We start from the raw sequence: 17,771 nt of genomic DNA, 5'->3' as shown, positions 1-17,771 counted from the left end.
AATGCAACATCAACAAAAATCACCATGGAGCTGGGTGCCATCACTCTATTTCACTCAAGGCATCCCTTATGTAATAGTCATGACGGTGGCTGTAATTATGTACAAGCGACTGGATATTTCAAATACAGATATCGCCTTATACACCAGTTGGCTCTATCTTCCCTGGATGATAAAACCTTTGTGGAGTCCAGTTGTGGATTTGTTAAAGACCAAACGATGGTGGATTGTTACCATGCAATTGTTGGTAGGTGCAGGTTTGGCCGGGGTGGCTTTCACCATTCCCATGGATGGCTTTTTTCAATACTCTCTTGCTTTTCTTTGGCTTTTAGCTTTTAGTTCTGCCACGCATGATATTGCTGCCGATGGTTTTTATATGTTGGCTTTGAATGATGGCGACCAGTCCTATTTTGTTGGGATAAGAAGTACATTTTATCGCATTGCTATGATTGCCGGACAGGGTTTGTTGGTGATTGCAGCCGGTTTTTTCGAAGAAAAAACCGGAAACATACCGTTGGCATGGAGCATCACATTCTGGGGGATAACAGGCCTGTTTTTTTTGTTGTTTCTCTATCATCAGTTTATTCTTCCAAAACCAGATGCAGATAGATCAGTGTCGGGCGAAAAAAGTCGGGATTTAATGAAAGAGTTCATGGTAACATTCGTCTCTTTCTTTGAAAAGAAAGGAATTCTTGCTGCTCTGTTGTTCCTTCTGTTGTACCGACTTGGGGAAGCCCAGCTTGTAAAATTGGCATCGCCTTTTTTGTTGGATCCGGCTGATGCAGGAGGTTTAGGTCTGAGCACCGGCGATGTGGGATGGATTTATGGAACCTTTGGAATTGGAGCCTTGATGCTTGGAGGCATCACCGGCGGTTTGGCGGTGTCGCGAAAGGGTTTGAAATACTGGTTGTTTCCCATGGCGGTGGCCATGAATGCCCCCAATCTTGCGTTTGTTTATCTTTCCTGGGTTTTACCCGAAAGTGTTTATTTGGTGGGTGCTGCCGTAGTGGTTGAGCAATTTGGCTATGGTTTTGGTTTTACCGCTTATGTGATGTTTATGATTTGGTTTTCGGAAGGAAGCCATAAAACAGCCCATTATGCCATTTGCACGGGGTTGATGGCTGCAGGTATGATGTTTCCGGGAATGATTTCCGGATATTTGCAGGAGTTAGCAGGATATCCATTGTTTTTTGTGTGGGTGGTGCTTTGCACCATCCCGGGATTTATAATCATTCGTTATTTGAAAATTGCTCCCGATTTTGGGATAAAGAAGAAGCAGATCTAATATAAAAAATAACGCTCAACATACTTCCCAAAAGAAGCCGCTTCCCGATTCCATAAATCGAGAATGTCTTCTACCCGGAATCTTTGTTGAAACAGGATTCTGACTGCATCAGTACCCACCACTTTGTCGAACATGTCCAGCCGGGAGGGAGCACACATTTCAAAAACATTTTTATCGGGGTGGAGGGCATACGCCTCCTGAAGTACGTAAAATTGAATGAGTGATAAAGGAACTTCTGAAATGTTGGTGATGTGAACCTGTACTCCATGAATGAGCGTTCCTTGAGAGACACTATAATACGGCCGGTAATGAATTGGTCTGAATATGACCCCGGGAATGTTTAAGTTGTTCAGGTTTTCTGATAGCTTTGGGGCGTTAATCCATTCGGCAGCGAACAGATGAAATGGTAATGTGTATCCAACTCCTATGTTCATGACATACAGTTCGCCAAGAATCCCTGAAACGGGATAGAACCATGCCGTTTCGGCATGTGGAATGTGTGGCGAAGATGGTACCCAGGGAAGGTCTGTTTCCATGAAAGTCATTTGTCTGTTCCAGCCTTCCATCTCAACCACAAAAAGTTCACATTGTACACCGTTTTTTAAAAGCTGCTCCTTGTTAAGGAATATGGCCAGTTCTCCAACGGTAAAGCCATGTACATAAGTTACAGGGTACTGACTGACGAATGACACAAAATCATTCTCAACCAGAGGGCCTTCAAATTTAAGTCCGCCAAGAGGGTTGGGACGGTCAAGAATAACCATTTTGATGTTATTCTCGGCCGCAGCCTCCATTGCCAAACCCAGTGTGCTGATGTATGTATATGAGCGTGAGCCGATGTCCTGAATGTCATAAACAAGGATGTCAATGTTCTTAAGCATTTCGGGGGTTGGTTTCCTGGTGTTACCATGAAGGCTAAATACCGGGATTCCGGTTTTTTCATCGCGGGTATCAGCCACATGATCGCCGGCATAATAATCGCCACGAACGCCATGCTCTGGGGCGAAAAGTGCGACAAGGTTTACTTCCGGTGCCTCGTGAAAAATGTCAACCGTTGATTTTAGATATCGATCAACTCCGGTCGGATTGGTAATTAATCCCACTCTTTGGTTTTGTAAAACATCAAATTGCCGATTCCGCAATACCTCAACGCCGGTTTTTACCTGCGATGCCAATGGGGTTGCGCATAGTAGCGTAGTTAAGAATAATAAAAGGGCTTTCATTCTATAGTTGGTCATAATTCGGTTTTATAATGCTTCATTCTGAGCGTAAATATATCATGACTTTTTATTAGTTGTATAGTGGAAATGCTTTTATATTTGATATGATGACTTACGAAATTCCCCTGTTTAAATTTCTATATTCTGTTGATAGCTCTATTACATTCATTCTATTTCTGTCGTTGTTTTGTCATTCGTTATTTTGATAATTGTAAAATTCTGTATGCTCCCCTTGCTACAATGGCAAATATAATTGCTCCAATAATTAAGTCGGGATAACCTGAATTGAGCCAATTTACCATAAGCCCAGCCATAATAACACCCGAATTTATAATAATATCGTTTGATGTAAAAATCATACTTGCTTGCATATGGGCTTCTTCGCTTTTTCTCTTTTGCAATAAATACAGGCAAATTACATTTGCAATTAATGCTGCTACTGACACAAAAATCATGGTTTGAAAATCAGGCATTTCCCCGCCCCTGAAAAATCGTCTAATTACTTCTATAAATCCAATTAGTGCAAGAATGATTTGAAAGTATCCTGCAAATTTGGCGATATTCTTTTTCATGACCACTGTTCCGCCCACAGCAATTAACGCGAGTCCATAAACAATACTGTCAGCTAACATATCTAAACTGTCGGCAACTAAGCCTATTGAGTTTGATATAAAACCTGTAATAATTTCAATGGCGAAAAACAAAAAGTTTATAATTAGAACAGTCCATAAGGTTTTCCTTTCGTCGTTTTGGTTGTCAGTTGCTGTAAAGTTGTCAAGAAAAACAGTGGAGAAGATCGTAGTATCAAGTTTTAATTTCTCAAGTCGCTGAAAAATTTGTTCATTATTGTCTGTATGAATTACGTGTAAGAATCTGTTGGGTATATCAAATTCTAGCGATTTAATATTAGCCAAATTGTCAAGCGTCATCCGAATCATTTGTTCTTCGGATGGACAGTCCATTTTTGTTATTTTAAATGTTGTTCTTTGCATGCCAATTTAATTGTCTGTTGGGTTGTCCTGCCTATATTGCTAAACTTGATTTTACCACAATTAGATCATATATATTCTTTTATAAGCAAATATAACACTCACGATTATTGATTAACCACTTATTTATCTACTTTTTTGCGATTAAGCCTTAAACTCGCTTTATTTGCAATGGATTCCATTTAGAGGAATAGGCTGTTTTTGTTAAATAATTAAAATATTAATAATGAGGTTGTCACGTCTTTTGTTTTTTCAACTCCCTGTACTTTTTTCAGCAGTTGTGCTCAGTGCCTGTCCGGCGTCCGGAGATACTGAGGTGTTTAAGGGACCCTTAAAAACCGGAGCCGACCGCATACACGAATGGCTACCCATGGTTAAGGATAAAAAAGTGGGACTGTTGGTTAATCACACCGCGGTAACCGGAGAGGTGCATTTGGTCGATACTTTGCTTTCTTTGGGTATTGATGTTGAAAGGATATTTGTGCCGGAGCACGGTTTTAGAGGTGATGCCGATGCCGGCGAACTCATTGATGATGGAGTGGATGCTGCCACGGGAACTCCCATTGTTTCTCTCTACAGCGAAACACGAAAACCAACACCAGAGCAAATGGCCGGACTCGACGTGGTTATTTTTGATATACAGGATGTGGGTGCTCGCTTCTATACGTACATTTCTTCCATGCATTACATGATGGAAGCTTGCGCCGAAGCCGGCATCCCAATGATTGTTCTGGACAGACCAAATCCCAATGGAGATTATTTTGACGGTCCTGTATTGCAACCCGGGTTTACTTCTTTCGTTGGCATGCATCCCATCCCTTTGGTTCATGGTTTAACGGTAGGCGAACTGGCTTTAATGATTAACGGTGAGCGTTGGCTCAAGAACAATATGCAATGCCATTTAACTGTAGTAGAAGCGGTCAATTACACCAAGGATATGCACTATTCGGTTATGATGCCGCCATCTCCCAATTTGCCAAATGACTTGTCCATTAGGTTGTACCCTTCGCTCTGCTTTTTTGAGGCTACCAATGTGAGCATTGGCAGGGGAACTTACTTCCCGTTTCAGGTCATTGGTTATCCCGACCCAAAATTCGGTGAATTCACCTTTACGCCTGTTAGCATAAAAGGGATGGCGACATCGCCTCCTCAGCAAAATAAAAAATGTTATGGTGTGGATTTGCGTGAGTTGGATCCATGGGAACAGCGGTTTACACTGAAATACTATATGGAGTTTTTCCGACTTTCCGGAAATGATGCCGAATTTACTTCGCGCCGACGATGGTTTAATTTGCTGGCAGGCAACGATACGTTGTTAAAGCAGATAGAATCCGGAATGAGCGAAGAGGAGATACGAGCTACTTGGAAAGATGAGCATGCGGCTTACGACCGCATGCGCCAACCTTATTTGCTTTATAAATAACGCTCCAATGAAGGTTTTTAACCTGATTCTCATTTTTCTAATTGTCCTGACAAATAGTTCAGCCATGGATGAAGGGGAGAAGCATTTGCCTGACACTCTATTCACGGAAGTAACTGTATTAAGAAACCACGATGACGCCATCCCGGTAAAGCATCTTCATAAGGGGCGTTTTGCCTGTGTGGTGGTTGGAAATGCTGATGTTTTCTACAGCCGGCTGTCACTTTATAAAGAGATGCCATTGTTCGGAATTTCTCCAAAAAATCCCGGCATGGCTTTCTCCATTCTCAATGTGTTAAATGAGTATGATCGTCTGGTTATCGTCATTGAGTCATCATTTGTTGATAAGAAGATAGAGCAGGCAATTTCCCGGTTAGCGAGAGAAATTCAAAGTGTGGTTCTGTTTTTGGATGATGCCTTTCGTTTGATGCATTGGGATGGAATAGGTGAGATGCCAACTTTGATGATAAGTGGTGGAAATTGCAGGGTGCGTCAGGATTTGGCTGCACAGGTATTGTTTGGCGGAAGAGCGGCCACAGGCCGTCTTCCTTACTCTGTTGGCAATCTTTTTCAAGAAGGGGATGGCATCTCTACAGAGAAATTATCACGTTTCAGCTATCACATTCCCGGGCATGATGATGATGAAGCTCATCATCATCTTAAAAGCAAAATAGATGGATTTATTTCCCACGCCATATCGGAACAAGCTTTCCCCGGATGTCAGATTTTAATGGCTATAAACGGGCGGGTTCTCATTCATGAGGCATATGGTCATCATACCTATATGGATAGAACGCCGGTTCATCTGCTCGATTTGTACGACGTTGCATCGGTGACAAAAATTGCCGGTCCGCTTCCGTTGCTGATGAAACTTACAGCCAATGAAACCATCAACCTGGATGCTGCTTTCAGTCACTATTGGAGCGATTGGCGAAACAGGCTCTTTCGTCGTTCCAATAAGAGTGATTTAACACTTCGACAACTGTTGGTCCATCAGGGAGGTTTGGTGCCCTATATCAATTTTTATGCCGGGACTAAGGACGATGGAATGTTTGTCCGCAGATTTTACCGGCATCAATATGAGGAGCGCTTTACGCTGGAAATAGATGACCACCTCTATTTGCGCAACCGGTACTTACGGAGAGTATATCGGGACATCCGCAGGTCGCCGGTGAGTGAAAATGCCGGTTCCCGATACTCCTGCCTCTCATTTTTGGTTTATCCTTCTGTCATTGAGGAGCTCACCGGAATTGATTACGAGGAAGTGCTATATGAAAATATTTATAAGCCATTGGGAATAAGTAGGATGGTTTACAACCCATTACAAAAGGGATTTTATCGTGAGGAGATACCGCCAACCGAAATGGATATTGCTTTCAGGCAGACTTTGGTACATGGGCGGGTACACGATGAGGCTGCGGCGGTATTAGGTGGCGTCAGCGGAAATGCAGGTTTGTTTGCCAATGCCAACGATTTGGGAAAACTCATGCAAATGTATCTCAATGGAGGTCATTACGGTGGCGAGGTTTTGTTTCCTGAGGATATAATGGCAGAGTTTAACCGTGTTCAGTTTCCCGAGTTAGATAATCGCAGGGCGTTGGGATTTGATAAACCCCATTTGGATAATAATGAGCGAACGGACAATAATGCCTTCCCGGCTTTGGGAGCAGACGCTTCATCTTTTGGTCATTTGGGCTTTACCGGAACTATGGTTTGGGCCGATCCTGAACATCAAATCGTATATGTTTTTTTATCAAACCGGATTCATCCATCTCGCTCGCACAATGCCATATCTCGTTTGAGGGTAAGAACTGCGTTGCTGCAAATGTTATACGATGAGGTGTTAACTCAATGAATTTGATTCAAAACTCATCCCACATTTAATGTTAACATCACAAACAAACACTATCTTTGCGCTTTCAATAGAGTTAAAGATCTAGTTAACTGGTTGATTAATGACCTATTAACCTATCAACCTATTGGTCTAATAATGTTATATCTAACAGTCTATTATCTAATAATTTAATATCTAGTTACACTTACATAGAATTCAGTACGTAAATGAGTAAGCAAAGAGAAATTATTCTTCTGAACATAAGCGGAGAAGACAAACCGGGACTTACATCAACACTCACTGATGTGTTGGCACAATATGATGTAAATATTTTAGACATCGGACAGGCTGTTATCCATCAGGATTTGGGTTTGGGTATTTTGTTTGAGGTGCCACCGCAATCAGAAGCTTCCCCAATATTAAAGGATCTTTTGTTTAAAGCCTATGAAATAGGCATGAATGTTAAGTTCACGCCAATTACAGAAGAGAGATATAAGCAATGGGTGTCCCGACAGGGGAAAGAGCGGTTTATTGTCACCCTGATTTCGCGCAAGCTGACAGCAGGACAATTGGCTGCGGTTACCAAAGAAATTTATGAGCAAAAGCTCAATATCGACGTAATCTCTCGTTTAAGTGGCCGTATCCCTCTGGATGATGAAGAGGGGCAAACAAAATCGGTTGTAGAGTTCAGTTTACGAGGAAAGCCGGTTGATATGGAGGCCATGAAAACTCGGTTTATCGAAATTTCAGGTTCTACAGGTGTAGATATCGCTTTTCAGAAGGATAATATTTTTCGTCGCAATCGCCGTTTGATTTGTTTCGATATGGATTCCACCTTGATTCAGGCCGAAGTAATTGATGAGTTGGCGCGCAAGGCCGGGGTTTACGATGAAGTGAGTGCCATTACCGAAGCAGCCATGCGTGGTGAAATTGATTTCAACGAGAGTTTTGTGCAGCGGGTGGCCCTTCTCAAGGGGCTTGATGAATCGGTGATGAAAGAGGTTGCTGATTCGCTTCCTTTAACAGAAGGCGCCGAACGGTTGTTTAAAACCCTGAAGAAATATGGTTATCGTACTGCCATACTTTCAGGTGGATTCACCTATTTTGGGAATTTTCTCAAGAATAAACTTGGGATTGATTATGTTTTTGCCAACGACTTGGAGATTAGTAACGGCAAGCTTACCGGCCGTCATTTGGGCGAAATCGTTGACGGAAATAAAAAAGCCGAATTGTTAAAGTTGATTGCCTTTAAGGAAGATATTCACATGGAGCAGGTCATTGCCGTAGGCGATGGCTCCAACGACTTACCCATGTTAAGGCAGGCAGGTTTGGGTATTGCATTTCATGCAAAACCCAAGGTGAAAGAGTCGGCTGAACATGCCATCTCAACCATTGGGTTGGATGCCATTTTATATCTTCTGGGATTCAGAGATCGGGAACTTAATTTTTAAAATTCAAGTTTGTAACTAATGAATGGCACCATGCTGGTGAAGAATTCATTTTCAATTTCACCGGTTTTAAGATTGTAAGCTTTTCTTTGATATTGGCGTCCAACCAGATTCTTTACCTGTAAAGCCCATATGCCTGACCTGTTTTCTCTATTTATGCGATAGGTAATGGACAGGTCTGTTGCAGTTTCCAGTGATGAATGACGATAATTGAATGGCGAAAACTCATTATAAACAATGTTGCCTTGTTCAGTTGTTTTTTCAATATCAGGTTCATGATGCCACTCAGGTCCCATGAATGTAAACTTCAGACTGATACCCAGTAGTTTGTTATGGTCAATCATAAACTCTCGGCCACCTAGTATGTTTACCACGTAATTTCCATCATACCGGGTGCGCCTTGAGATTCCATCGCCACCTTTATACCTGGACTTATAGATGGAAGCTGTTGCCATATAGAAATATCCATCTTTAAGAAAACGTTCCAGTGTGATGTCAATGCCTCTGTTTGTTCCTGTTCCGTCATTTATCAGAGTTTCGTTAAACGTCCAGTCGCTTCGAAAATTGAGCATGGAATATGAGGTGTTATCTATAACAGGCACATCGTATAGGTATTGAAAGTAAGGCTCTAGTTTAAGCCTGAGGTTGTCGGTAATATTCCAGTCATACCCTAATACAAAATGTTGAGCTTTTTGTCGTTTTAAATTTTGATTGGGATGTGTTTCGTTTTGGCTTGTTGGTTGGGCGAAATATATAGATAACATTTCGGTTTGACTGTGTAATCCAAAACCTGCCGAAAACCGATGGTTTTGATTCGCAATCCACTCAAGAGCAATTCGTGGTTCGGCCAGAAACTCTCCATTTAAATCAAACCATGATGCATGTATACCTGTTGTTAAGCCCACATTCGAGGAAATATGGTACTTCGTTTGCAGAAAGGTCTGAAGCAGCCACGCTGTGCCATCACCATCAAGAAATCTGCCGTAAAGACTTGAATGATAGTCCATGGCATCGCCTTTTAACTGGTAAAAGAGCTTGTTGGATGTTACACCTCCCCGCAAATGCATTCTTGCGCCATATTTTTGATTGATGATTGATGAAAGGGTGATTTTTCCTTCAACGTTATCAATATGGTGATTTGGGGTAAGAATCGTCGGATTGTTGTAATCCAATCTTATTTTTTCGTTATAAACATGTTGACTTGCATTTGCTGCCAAAGTAGTTCTTACGTGTGTGTTGGTTCCAAAACTCTTCTGATGACTGATCCCGGTAGCTCCCATGTTGTAATCGAATCGCATCTTTTCCCTTTGATGCGAATACTCCCATTTGTTTGGATCATCATAACCCTTGGAGGTACTTTCTGATAAACCACCTATCCCCCAGAATGAAAACACACCAACATTACCGGCAGGCAAATTCAGTTTAAATGATAAATCCTGATAGATTGGCAGCTCTGTTCCATCTTTTGTCTCCGGAAGAAACTGAAATATCAAACCCAGAGTAGAATAGCGATAGTTAAATAGAAATGAGTTTTGATCACCTCCTACAATAGGTCCTTCGGCAGCAAATTCTAATCCTTGTATTCCAATTTGGGCGGCGTACTCGTTTTTCTGGTTATTTCCATTGCGCAATTTCATGTCGAATACACCAGACGCAGCATTGCCATATTCTGCCGGGAATGCACCAGTATAAAAATCTGAGTTCGTTAATAATTGACTGCTGAATATGGATATGCCACCGCCTCCTGCAACATTTGAACCTGAATAATGATTAGGCCCTGGAATATCTACTCCTTCCAGCCGCCAGAGCAGTCCTTTGGGAGCATTCCCTCGTACAATTATGGCATTGTTGTTTATTCCTGACGTTGTGATTCCTGCAAAACTAGCAGCCATTCTGGCTGGATCATCCATACCACCGGCATATCTTCTGGCCTCTTCCACTGAAAATGTTCTGGCACTTACAGTAGCCATACTGTTAATTGGCTTATCTTTTGATATAGTAGGCCGAATGGTAACTTCTGATAATTGCGCAACCGATTCGTAAAGTTGTATCTCCAGAACAATTTCCCTTCCAGACGTAACCAATAATTCAGGAAACACAACAGGGTTATACCCCAAAAAGCCAGCCTCAAGTCGATGCCGCCCAACAGCAATTTGCGTTAACACAAATTCTCCATTGTTATTTGTTGTTGTTCCCTTTTCAAGGGTTGGAATAAATATGGTAGCTCCTGCTAGAGGTACACGACTTATCGCATCTGTTACTGTTCCCCGCACCGTCTGTAGCGGAGCTTGTGCCTTTATGAAATTGATCGCTGATCCCAACAGTATCAATGTCAGGAGTCCTTGTAAGAGTTTCATTGCTACTGTATTGCTTTTCTGTAAACTATTTTTTTATTGGGTATGTCATATATTTCTATCACTAGGCCATTTTCAAGTAGCATCTTTTGCTTTGCCTGTTTTTTAATAGCCGGGTACACTCTTAACACCCCAACTATAACCGATAATTTTCCTCTGTAGGGGAACTCTGTGGTTAAGTATTTCTGATGTGGTATGACCTTTATCTGAAATTTCTGTGTAATTCTTTCTATTATCTCCCTGCTTGGATCTTCTATTACACATCCAGCCTCAGAACGTAGTTCTAAGGCGGGGATGTTATTCGGATCGTCATGATAGATTGCAAAACCTCTGAAGGTTTCAATATTCAGATCCTTTAATAATACTTCATAAACATGATCCATCACTTTGCCTATCTTTTTATAGTCTCCCTTATGCGGATGGAAAGCTACCGTTTCTCCACCTTCTTCACATATTTGGAATCTAATTTTATGGAACCCGCCATATATGGCAAAGAGAATTATTAAACCAGTAATAATAAAGACCAGGAGAATTATGGCTGTTTGCATATCAATCTTAATTATTATTTTTTACAATTAAAGGTTGCAGGAAAAGTTGCTGCTGCTTGTCGGTAATCATTTGGCATTTGGCTCAAGAATTCAACTTCATTGCAGACTCTATCTATCAGACTGAAGTTTGCTTCAATGCTGAATGGAGAAAAGTTTTTAACTGTAGGATTTGGGTGGTCTATGTCAACAAATATCGGAGCATGGGTACACGAAAAATCAAATTCATTAAAGTTAATGGTTCTTATTTGTTGGTTCTCGTGCGTTTTAAGATGTATCTTGAAATTGGTAATATCATAGACAATGCTCCAGCGAGTACTTTCTCCCTGCGACACCGCGTCGAGTACTTTAAATGCGAAAGCAGTTTTATCTTTTTTGTTTGGATTTTTACCATCAATCATTTCAGCCGCAGTTTTAAATCTGCCTGACGAGTTTTCAACCCAAGGTGTGTGCTTCTGGTTTTGATTTGTTGAAGCAATATAATTGATTGAAACATCATATGAGCAATTGCTTAAAACAGGGTGCTTAAGATCTGCGCCTCGGTAAACTACCATGTTTCCATCCAAAAACTCTATGGTAGCTAAATCGCCTGATGCATCGGCCACCAGAAAATGAAGAGTGGCGATGGAGGTAGTTGAAATCCTCAAACTTTTATCGCTGTTGCTAACATCCTGTACCGTAGCCGAATTGTCCAGATGGTATTGAATCCACTGAAGCTCTGTAAGTGCCTTTCGCTGGTCTGGCTCCGGATATTTTGCTTCCTGGTGCCACATTTGCTCAATAACCAGTCCGGCCTCGTTAATGCCACCGTATGGCATTTCACGGCCATTTTGATTAAAGGAAATGCTACCATATTTTGAAACCCATGTGAATGGTTTTTCTGGAGGGAAAATGAATGAAGTCTTTTCCAGATTTGATGGGTTAATGTATATATGGCCAACACCGGAAGGGAAATCAAAATTTCTGCCGAAAAGTTTTTGTTCACCATTTAAGAAGAAGGTTGTACATGCATAACTGTACGCTGTAACATACAACAAAATCAGAATTGTTGTTAAAAATTTGCGGTTCATAATAAGTGGTTTTAGTAAGATGTGGATGTTCTTATGTTAATATCATGCCATGGTGCTTAAAGATCATATAATCAGAGGTTAAGGGTTTTTATGAGATGTTTTCGGTTGTCCGTAAACGTACACAAAGTGTACGTTTACAGTGAATTATTAATTATCGTTTTGGAATAATAATTTTTAAAAACCTACTTTTGTATTTTCAATTTACTCATTTTTTCTATTATGAAGCTCTTCTTTTTTGTTTTTGCTATGTCCTTCTTTTTATGTGCCTGCAATGGGCAATCGTCTCTAAAATTGCAAACTGGTGATATCATATTTACAGGTATAGAAGATCACTCTTTAAGCAGTGATCTGTCACAGGCCATTGATGGTGTAACACAAACGCATCTTAAAACTCATTTTACCCACATGGGGATTGTTCAGGTGGACAACGATTCAATATTTGTAATTCATGCGGAACCAAAATATGGCGTTCACAGGGAACTCGTCGCTGACTTCTTAACTGGAAGGGGAGAGGCCTCTGTATTTCGTTTAAACGAAGAGTGGATGGGCTCAGTTGATGCGGCCATTGATTCAGCAATGGCCTTATTGGGATTGCCATATGATTATGTTTATATGATTGGTGGAGATGCTCATTACTGTTCCGGTTTTATTTACACAATTTTTGAACCGGCTGGAGTTTTCGAGTTGGAACCAATGACTTTTATTGATCCTGCTACAGGTGATTTTCATTCTGTTTGGGTAGATCATTACAAAAGATTGGGGATAGATATTCCTGAAGGTGAGCCGGGATGCAATCCAAATGGGATGGCTGCTTCAACCGAATTGTCATTCATAGGAACCATGAATTCCGATTAATAAAAAAAGGCTGTTCCGATATTTCGGAACAGCCTCCTGTAAAATGGTTTTAATATTTCCAGATTAATCCAGAATTTTAAGTTTCAGATTTCTGAACCACACATCATCACCGTGATCCTGAAGTCCGATGTATCCCATTCGGTTTTCTCCACCAGCGTTAATGAATTCTTCCCATCCGGCGAATTTGCTGTTTTCCACCATCTCTTCCCATGCAGGAGTCCATAAATGGTATTCAACAACGTTTTCGCCATTTTGGAAATGAACTACAGTTCCTCTGTAAACAATAACACTTCCGGTGTTCCACTCACCATAAGGTTTTGAGTTTTGAGGTTTAGCAGGAATCAGATCATACAGAGACGCTGATTTTCTGTTTCCATCAACTCCAAGACGTGCGTCCAGGTGGTTTACGTTGTCCAGAATCTGGTATTCAGGAGCCGAACGCCAAATAGGCAGATCTTCAATTTCCTGAGCCAAATAGAAGACTCCGCTGTTTCCACCACGCGAAACCTTCCATTCAAATGTCAGTTCGAAATTCTGGAATTGTTGATCAAATATGATGTCTCCGCCATCTTCATGTCCGGCTTCACCTGCTCCTGAGCCCTGGATTTTAATGGCATCGTCTTCGATGATCCATGCAGATGGAATATCTTCGCGACCATAACCACGCCAACCATCAAAAGTTTCGCCATCAAATAGAAGAATCCAGCCTTCTGCTTTCTCCTGCTCAGTAAGGGCATTTAATGGAGCTTCTTTGGCTTCCTGTCGTGAAGCCCCGGATCCACAGGCCGATAACAATACAATACCGACCATTGTCAGTCCTAAAAATAGTCTTTTCATGTTTTTTAAATTAATAATAATTGGGGATTTAAAATACTAAGCTGGCATATCTGGTAATGACCAACCTTTCCTGTACTCATGCTTAATTAACTCCTCAGCAAATTTTTTGGCGTTAACGGGCTCTGTCCATGTTTGATCAAAAGTTGGATGTCCGTCTCTGATTTCAAAACCATCTTTTATTACTGTGCGGATGGTTTCGTCATCACCAATATTTGTGAAACGCATGTTTTCGCCGTCCCAGTGCAATTCTTTGTTTAATGCCTGAAGTCTTACAGCTAAAACACCCATGACAACCATTTCATTGAAAGGTCCAGCCTCATCAAATGCTGATGAGCATTCGGTTCTGTTTTCAGGACTCTCTTTACAGGCACGTACCCAGTCCATTTCATGGCTTACATTGATTCTGCGTTCTGTTTTAGGAGCATTGGGGACTCTTCCGGAAAGCAGAAATGGCTCACGTCCATAACAGCCTACATGAAGGATATCTTTGGTTCCATAAAACAGAGCACCGCCACCCTGAACATTCAGGCTTTTCCCGGCAGGCCAGTTGTCTGGTTTTAATGGTTGTAAGCCGCCATCATACCAGTGTACCTCAACTTCAGGCATACGAACCCTTCTTAGTCGAGCTCTTTCGGGGAATATCATGCGGACTTTCTCTGCAACGGGTGCACAATCCTGAAGCAATAACGTAGAACTTCCCTGAACACGGGTTGGATACCCCAGATTCAGGCCTTTAAAAACGGGATGCAAAATATGACATGCCATATCTCCCAAAGCACCTGTTCCGTAATCCCACCATCCACGGAAATTCCATGGAGTATAAATTTCATTGTATGGACGCATTTTTGCAGGTCCTACGAAAAGATCCCAGTTTAAATGATCTGGTACCCACTGACCTTGAGTTGGAGTATTTAGTCCCTGTGGCCAAATTGGGCGATCAGTGAATGCTTCAACACGAGTTACTTCACCAATTTCTCCGTTTTGAATCCACTCTTTTACCAACGATACACCTTCTTCTGATGCTCCCTGGTTACCCATTTGTGTGGCAACTTTGTATTTTTTTGCCAGTTTTGTTAATAGTCTGGATTCATAAACCGTGTGTGTCAGTGGTTTCTCCACATACACGTGTTTTCCCATAGTAATGGCAGTCGCTGCAATAGCGGCATGGGTGTGATCGGCTGTAGCAACCATAACAGCATCAATCTCATCGCCCATCTCATCTAACATTTTGCGCCAGTCCCAATACTTTTTCGCTTTGGGCCAATAATCAAAACAGTTTTTTGAATACCTCCAGTCAACATCGCAAAGCGCAACAATCTCTTCGCTTTCCATTGCACGAAGTACTGCAAATCCGCGTCCGCCTACGCCAACGCCTGCAATTCTTAATTTGTCACCGGGGGATCTTCTGGCTGGTTTAGCCGGTTGTGAAGCTGATACGATTCCAGGCAGTACACTTAATCCTACTGCTGCTGCACCACTCTTTTGAAGGAAATCCCTTCTTCCAATTTTTGATTTCATAGGTGTAATAATTATTAGATAGAACTTGTGTTTATTATTCTTTCTTAACTATAATTACACGTAAACCACACTCAATCAATTCCGTAAGGGATTGAGTGATATTTGATAAGAGTTGATTTTACAGACCAATGGCTAAATTAATACTTTTTTTCTTTATAGACATAATGTATAGTCTATTTTGTTGCAAAATTATTGAATTGACAAATTACAATATTTTATACCTAGTCATTTAATTTGAAAGTAATGCATTTTAAAAAACCACTACTGTCAGACTAAGATTTTTTCACAATGATATTCAAATAATAGATTTCTCGCTTCACTCGAAATGACAAGCTGTTACCCTGTGAGAGGTGAAGGGGTTATTAGCTACTGAAAGTTTTGTCATTTCGAGCAGAACGAGCAATCTAAATTAAATAGCCGGTCAGTCGTGATAAAAAACAGAAAGAGTGCCGTAAGAGCACTCCTTCTGTTTTTTATTAAAGTTATATTAGAATGAACTATCTTTTGCCCTTCTTTTTAAGTTGCTGTTGTTGTTTTGCCATGTCTTCAAGTCTTTGGGCAAATTTTGATTTCTTAACCGGTTTTTTCTGATTGGCCTGAATCTTTTTCAACAGCTTTTTCTCATCCACAAATTGTTTTATAATAATTGTCTGGAAAATGGTAATCAGGGTTGAGATAAAGTAATAGTAACTCAATCCCGATGAATAGCTGTTAAAGAAGAACAGGAACATCACCGGCATCATATACATCATACCTTTCATACCCGGCATTTGGTTTGTTGACTGGGTCATTTCCATGTTCATTTTAGTGTAAACAATGTTGGTAATGGCCATTAGCAGGGTAAACAAACTTACATGAGCACCGTAAAACGGAATGTTAAACGGTAATTCCAGTATTGAATCGTATGTCGAAAGGTCAGTTGCCCATAAGAAGGCCTCTTGTCTCAACTCAATTGAAGCCGGGAAAAACCGGAACAGGGCTATCAGAATTGGCATTTGTAATAACATGGGCAAACATCCACCCATCGGATTTACTCCTGCTTTCTTGTATAGTCCCATTACCGCCTGCTGTCGCTCCAATGCCTTATCTTTCGGTATTCTTTCATTGATCTCATCAATTTGAGGTTTTAACACCTTCATTTTGGCAGTTGAGATGTATGATTTGTAAGTTAATGGGAATAATACCAGTTTAATAAGTAAGGTTAGAATTAATATGATGATTCCATAACTGGCGATGCGATTTTCCAACAGATTAAAAACCGGGATTACCGCAAAGCGGTTAATCCATCCAAAAATCCCCCACCCCAATGGCAATAACCTGTTAAATTCAAGATCTTTACCATAGCTGTTTAGGGTGTAGTAATGATTAGGTCCAAAATAGAAATTGAACCGGTGTTCCTGGTTCAATGAAAAGTCCACCGGGACAAGTGCTTCAGCTGTTTTGTAACTAAGGAAAGGGCTAAATTCGTTCTCCTCTTGAACGGCAGATAGATAAGCGCCGGTAAAGTTTTCTTCTGCAATAAAAATCGATGAGAAAAATTGACTTTTGAAGGCAATCCACTTTACGGGTGTTCTAATGTTCTCGCTATCATTGCGCCCGGGTCTCAGATTGTCTACATCCGAAAGATGATGCTTATAGTAAAGACGTGTGTTCTGTTGCTCTTGGTTACGGTTTAACTCAAAAGCTGGCATTTCAACGTGCCAATTGATGTCGATGGTTCCCCTTGGAGTTGCCATCAAATTTCTCAGGTTTTGTGTTTGAATTGAAAAACCAGTCATATACTCATCTTCCGGAAGAGTATACCTGAACCTCAAAGATTCATTTTGTTCTGTAGCGATTTCGAAAACGATAACCGAGTCGGAGTGTGACTGAACATTGAAGAACAGGTCATTGGTATTGAACACTCTGGTGTTGTGGGTAAAAGAGAACCCAAATTTATTATTTTTTCCTTCGAATAGGATCAGTGGCTCCCCTTCGTGAGTTTTATATTCTTTTAACTCCACAGAATAGATTCTTCCACCTTTATTGGTGAAAGTCATAATGATTTTCTCATTTTCCAGGGTGAAGAATTCCTGTTCAGCTTCAACAAAAGGAGCCAACTGACCATACATTTGTCTTGCTCGTTGTTTCCGAATGGTATCATTCTCCGCAGAAACCATCGGTTCTTCATCAAGAGATACAGGAGTTGCTTCGGCCTCTCTTCGAACTTCTTCGCTTAACCTACGCTCTTCTTCAAGCATTTCTACCATTCGAAGAGAGTCTCTTTGTTGACGATTGGCTTCAACCTGCTCCTGTGATGGCCTGTTTACAAACCAAAAGCCTATCAGTATGAGTGTGATAAGTATTAAACCTGTGATCGAATTTCTATCCATTTTTTATAGCTTATGAATTAATTCTTT

At 41.0% G+C, this 17,771-nt stretch carries 13 protein-coding genes; 5 read left to right on the top strand and 8 right to left on the bottom strand.

Annotated features, from left to right (window positions below; translation table 11 throughout):
- The first annotated feature begins 1 nt into the window (after position 1).
- On the top strand, positions 2–1,282 hold the full coding sequence (locus EV194_RS07885; protein WP_132433490.1) for an MFS transporter: 1,281 nt from the start codon (positions 2–4) through the stop codon (positions 1,280–1,282).
- Here EV194_RS07885 and EV194_RS07880 read toward each other — a convergent pair.
- Both EV194_RS07880 and EV194_RS07875 read right to left on the bottom strand, forming a co-directional pair.
- Complete coding sequence (locus EV194_RS07880; RefSeq protein ID WP_243699363.1) at positions 1,279–2,520, bottom strand: exo-beta-N-acetylmuramidase NamZ family protein; 1,242 nt, start codon at positions 2,518–2,520, stop codon at positions 1,279–1,281. The genes EV194_RS07885 and EV194_RS07880 overlap by 4 nt on opposite strands.
- Before the next feature lie 179 nt (positions 2,521–2,699).
- On the bottom strand, positions 2,700–3,494 hold the full coding sequence (locus EV194_RS07875) for a cation diffusion facilitator family transporter (RefSeq protein WP_132433489.1): 795 nt from the start codon (positions 3,492–3,494) through the stop codon (positions 2,700–2,702).
- 223 nt (positions 3,495–3,717) lie between these two features.
- On the opposite strand from EV194_RS07875, the gene EV194_RS07870 reads away from it, so the two are divergent.
- The 3 genes from EV194_RS07870 to serB all read left to right on the top strand — a co-directional run bounded on the left by EV194_RS07870 (position 3,718) and on the right by serB (position 8,196).
- Positions 3,718–4,914: an exo-beta-N-acetylmuramidase NamZ family protein gene (locus EV194_RS07870; RefSeq protein WP_132433488.1), complete on the top strand. Its 1,197-nt coding sequence runs from the start codon at positions 3,718–3,720 to the stop codon at positions 4,912–4,914.
- A gap of 7 nt (positions 4,915–4,921) precedes the next feature.
- A complete protein-coding gene (locus EV194_RS07865) occupies positions 4,922–6,766 on the top strand; it encodes a serine hydrolase domain-containing protein (protein ID WP_165921829.1) in 1,845 nt (614 codons plus the stop codon).
- A gap of 206 nt (positions 6,767–6,972) precedes the next feature.
- Positions 6,973–8,196 (top strand): phosphoserine phosphatase SerB, encoded by a 1,224-nt coding sequence (gene serB, locus EV194_RS07860; RefSeq protein ID WP_132433486.1) that lies wholly within the window; start codon positions 6,973–6,975, stop codon positions 8,194–8,196.
- Here serB and EV194_RS07855 read toward each other — a convergent pair.
- Genes EV194_RS07855 through EV194_RS07845 form a run of 3 tightly spaced genes read right to left on the bottom strand, consistent with a single transcriptional unit; the run spans position 8,193 to position 12,162 of the window.
- Positions 8,193–10,550 (bottom strand): TonB-dependent receptor, encoded by a 2,358-nt coding sequence (locus tag EV194_RS07855; RefSeq protein ID WP_132433485.1) that lies wholly within the window; start codon positions 10,548–10,550, stop codon positions 8,193–8,195. The two genes, serB and EV194_RS07855, sit on opposite strands and share 4 nt — an antisense overlap.
- 2 nt (positions 10,551–10,552) lie before the next feature.
- Entirely contained in the window at positions 10,553–11,095 is a 543-nt protein-coding gene (locus EV194_RS07850) for a GyrI-like domain-containing protein (RefSeq protein WP_132433484.1), read from the bottom strand.
- A gap of 14 nt (positions 11,096–11,109) precedes the next feature.
- On the bottom strand, positions 11,110–12,162 hold the full coding sequence (locus tag EV194_RS07845; protein ID WP_132433483.1) for a linear amide C-N hydrolase: 1,053 nt from the start codon (positions 12,160–12,162) through the stop codon (positions 11,110–11,112).
- A gap of 219 nt (positions 12,163–12,381) precedes the next feature.
- Here EV194_RS07845 and EV194_RS07840 point away from each other — a divergent pair, with 219 nt between their 5' ends.
- Positions 12,382–13,017 carry a YiiX/YebB-like N1pC/P60 family cysteine hydrolase gene (locus EV194_RS07840; protein WP_132433482.1) on the top strand — a complete coding sequence of 212 codons (636 nt, stop codon included), beginning with the start codon at positions 12,382–12,384 and terminating at the stop codon, positions 13,015–13,017.
- Positions 13,018–13,080: 63 nt separating this feature from the next.
- Here the strand turns inward: EV194_RS07840 and EV194_RS07835 are convergent, their stop codons facing one another.
- The 3 genes from EV194_RS07835 to yidC form a co-directional block, all read right to left on the bottom strand.
- On the bottom strand, positions 13,081–13,854 hold the full coding sequence (locus tag EV194_RS07835; protein ID WP_132433481.1) for a 3-keto-disaccharide hydrolase: 774 nt from the start codon (positions 13,852–13,854) through the stop codon (positions 13,081–13,083).
- Positions 13,855–13,890: 36 nt separating this feature from the next.
- Positions 13,891–15,372: a Gfo/Idh/MocA family protein gene (locus EV194_RS07830; RefSeq protein WP_079558401.1), complete on the bottom strand. Its 1,482-nt coding sequence runs from the start codon at positions 15,370–15,372 to the stop codon at positions 13,891–13,893.
- A gap of 497 nt (positions 15,373–15,869) precedes the next feature.
- Positions 15,870–17,744 (bottom strand): membrane protein insertase YidC, encoded by a 1,875-nt coding sequence (gene yidC, locus EV194_RS07825; RefSeq protein WP_132433480.1) that lies wholly within the window; start codon positions 17,742–17,744, stop codon positions 15,870–15,872.
- Between the last annotated feature and the right edge of the window lie 27 nt (positions 17,745–17,771).

Origin of the sequence: Natronoflexus pectinivorans (assembly GCF_004345615.1) — a bacterium.
In the GTDB taxonomy this organism is placed as follows: Bacteria; Bacteroidota; Bacteroidia; order Bacteroidales; family Marinilabiliaceae; genus Natronoflexus; species Natronoflexus pectinivorans.
The sequence above is the reverse complement of the archived record's forward strand: the minus strand, read 5'-3'. Positions and strand labels throughout refer to the sequence as shown.

Bases quoted from the DNA above. Each gene is read 5' to 3' on its own strand.
- yidC (WP_132433480.1), bottom strand. From the start codon at position 17,744: ATGGATAGAAATTCGATCACAGGTTTAATACTTATCACACTCATACTG.
- EV194_RS07875 (WP_132433489.1), bottom strand. From the start codon at position 3,494: ATGCAAAGAACAACATTTAAAATAACAAAAATGGACTGTCCATCCGAA.
- EV194_RS07885 (WP_132433490.1), top strand. From the start codon at position 2: ATGCAACATCAACAAAAATCACCATGGAGCTGGGTGCCATCACTCTAT.
- EV194_RS07850 (WP_132433484.1), bottom strand. From the start codon at position 11,095: ATGCAAACAGCCATAATTCTCCTGGTCTTTATTATTACTGGTTTAATA.
- EV194_RS07835 (WP_132433481.1), bottom strand. From the start codon at position 13,854: ATGAAAAGACTATTTTTAGGACTGACAATGGTCGGTATTGTATTGTTA.
- serB (WP_132433486.1), top strand. From the start codon at position 6,973: ATGAGTAAGCAAAGAGAAATTATTCTTCTGAACATAAGCGGAGAAGAC.
- EV194_RS07855 (WP_132433485.1), bottom strand. From the start codon at position 10,550: ATGAAACTCTTACAAGGACTCCTGACATTGATACTGTTGGGATCAGCG.
- EV194_RS07870 (WP_132433488.1), top strand. From the start codon at position 3,718: ATGAGGTTGTCACGTCTTTTGTTTTTTCAACTCCCTGTACTTTTTTCA.
- EV194_RS07840 (WP_132433482.1), top strand. From the start codon at position 12,382: ATGAAGCTCTTCTTTTTTGTTTTTGCTATGTCCTTCTTTTTATGTGCC.
- EV194_RS07865 (WP_165921829.1), top strand. From the start codon at position 4,922: ATGAAGGTTTTTAACCTGATTCTCATTTTTCTAATTGTCCTGACAAAT.
- EV194_RS07880 (WP_243699363.1), bottom strand. From the start codon at position 2,520: ATGACCAACTATAGAATGAAAGCCCTTTTATTATTCTTAACTACGCTA.
- EV194_RS07845 (WP_132433483.1), bottom strand. From the start codon at position 12,162: ATGAACCGCAAATTTTTAACAACAATTCTGATTTTGTTGTATGTTACA.
- EV194_RS07830 (WP_079558401.1), bottom strand. From the start codon at position 15,372: ATGAAATCAAAAATTGGAAGAAGGGATTTCCTTCAAAAGAGTGGTGCA.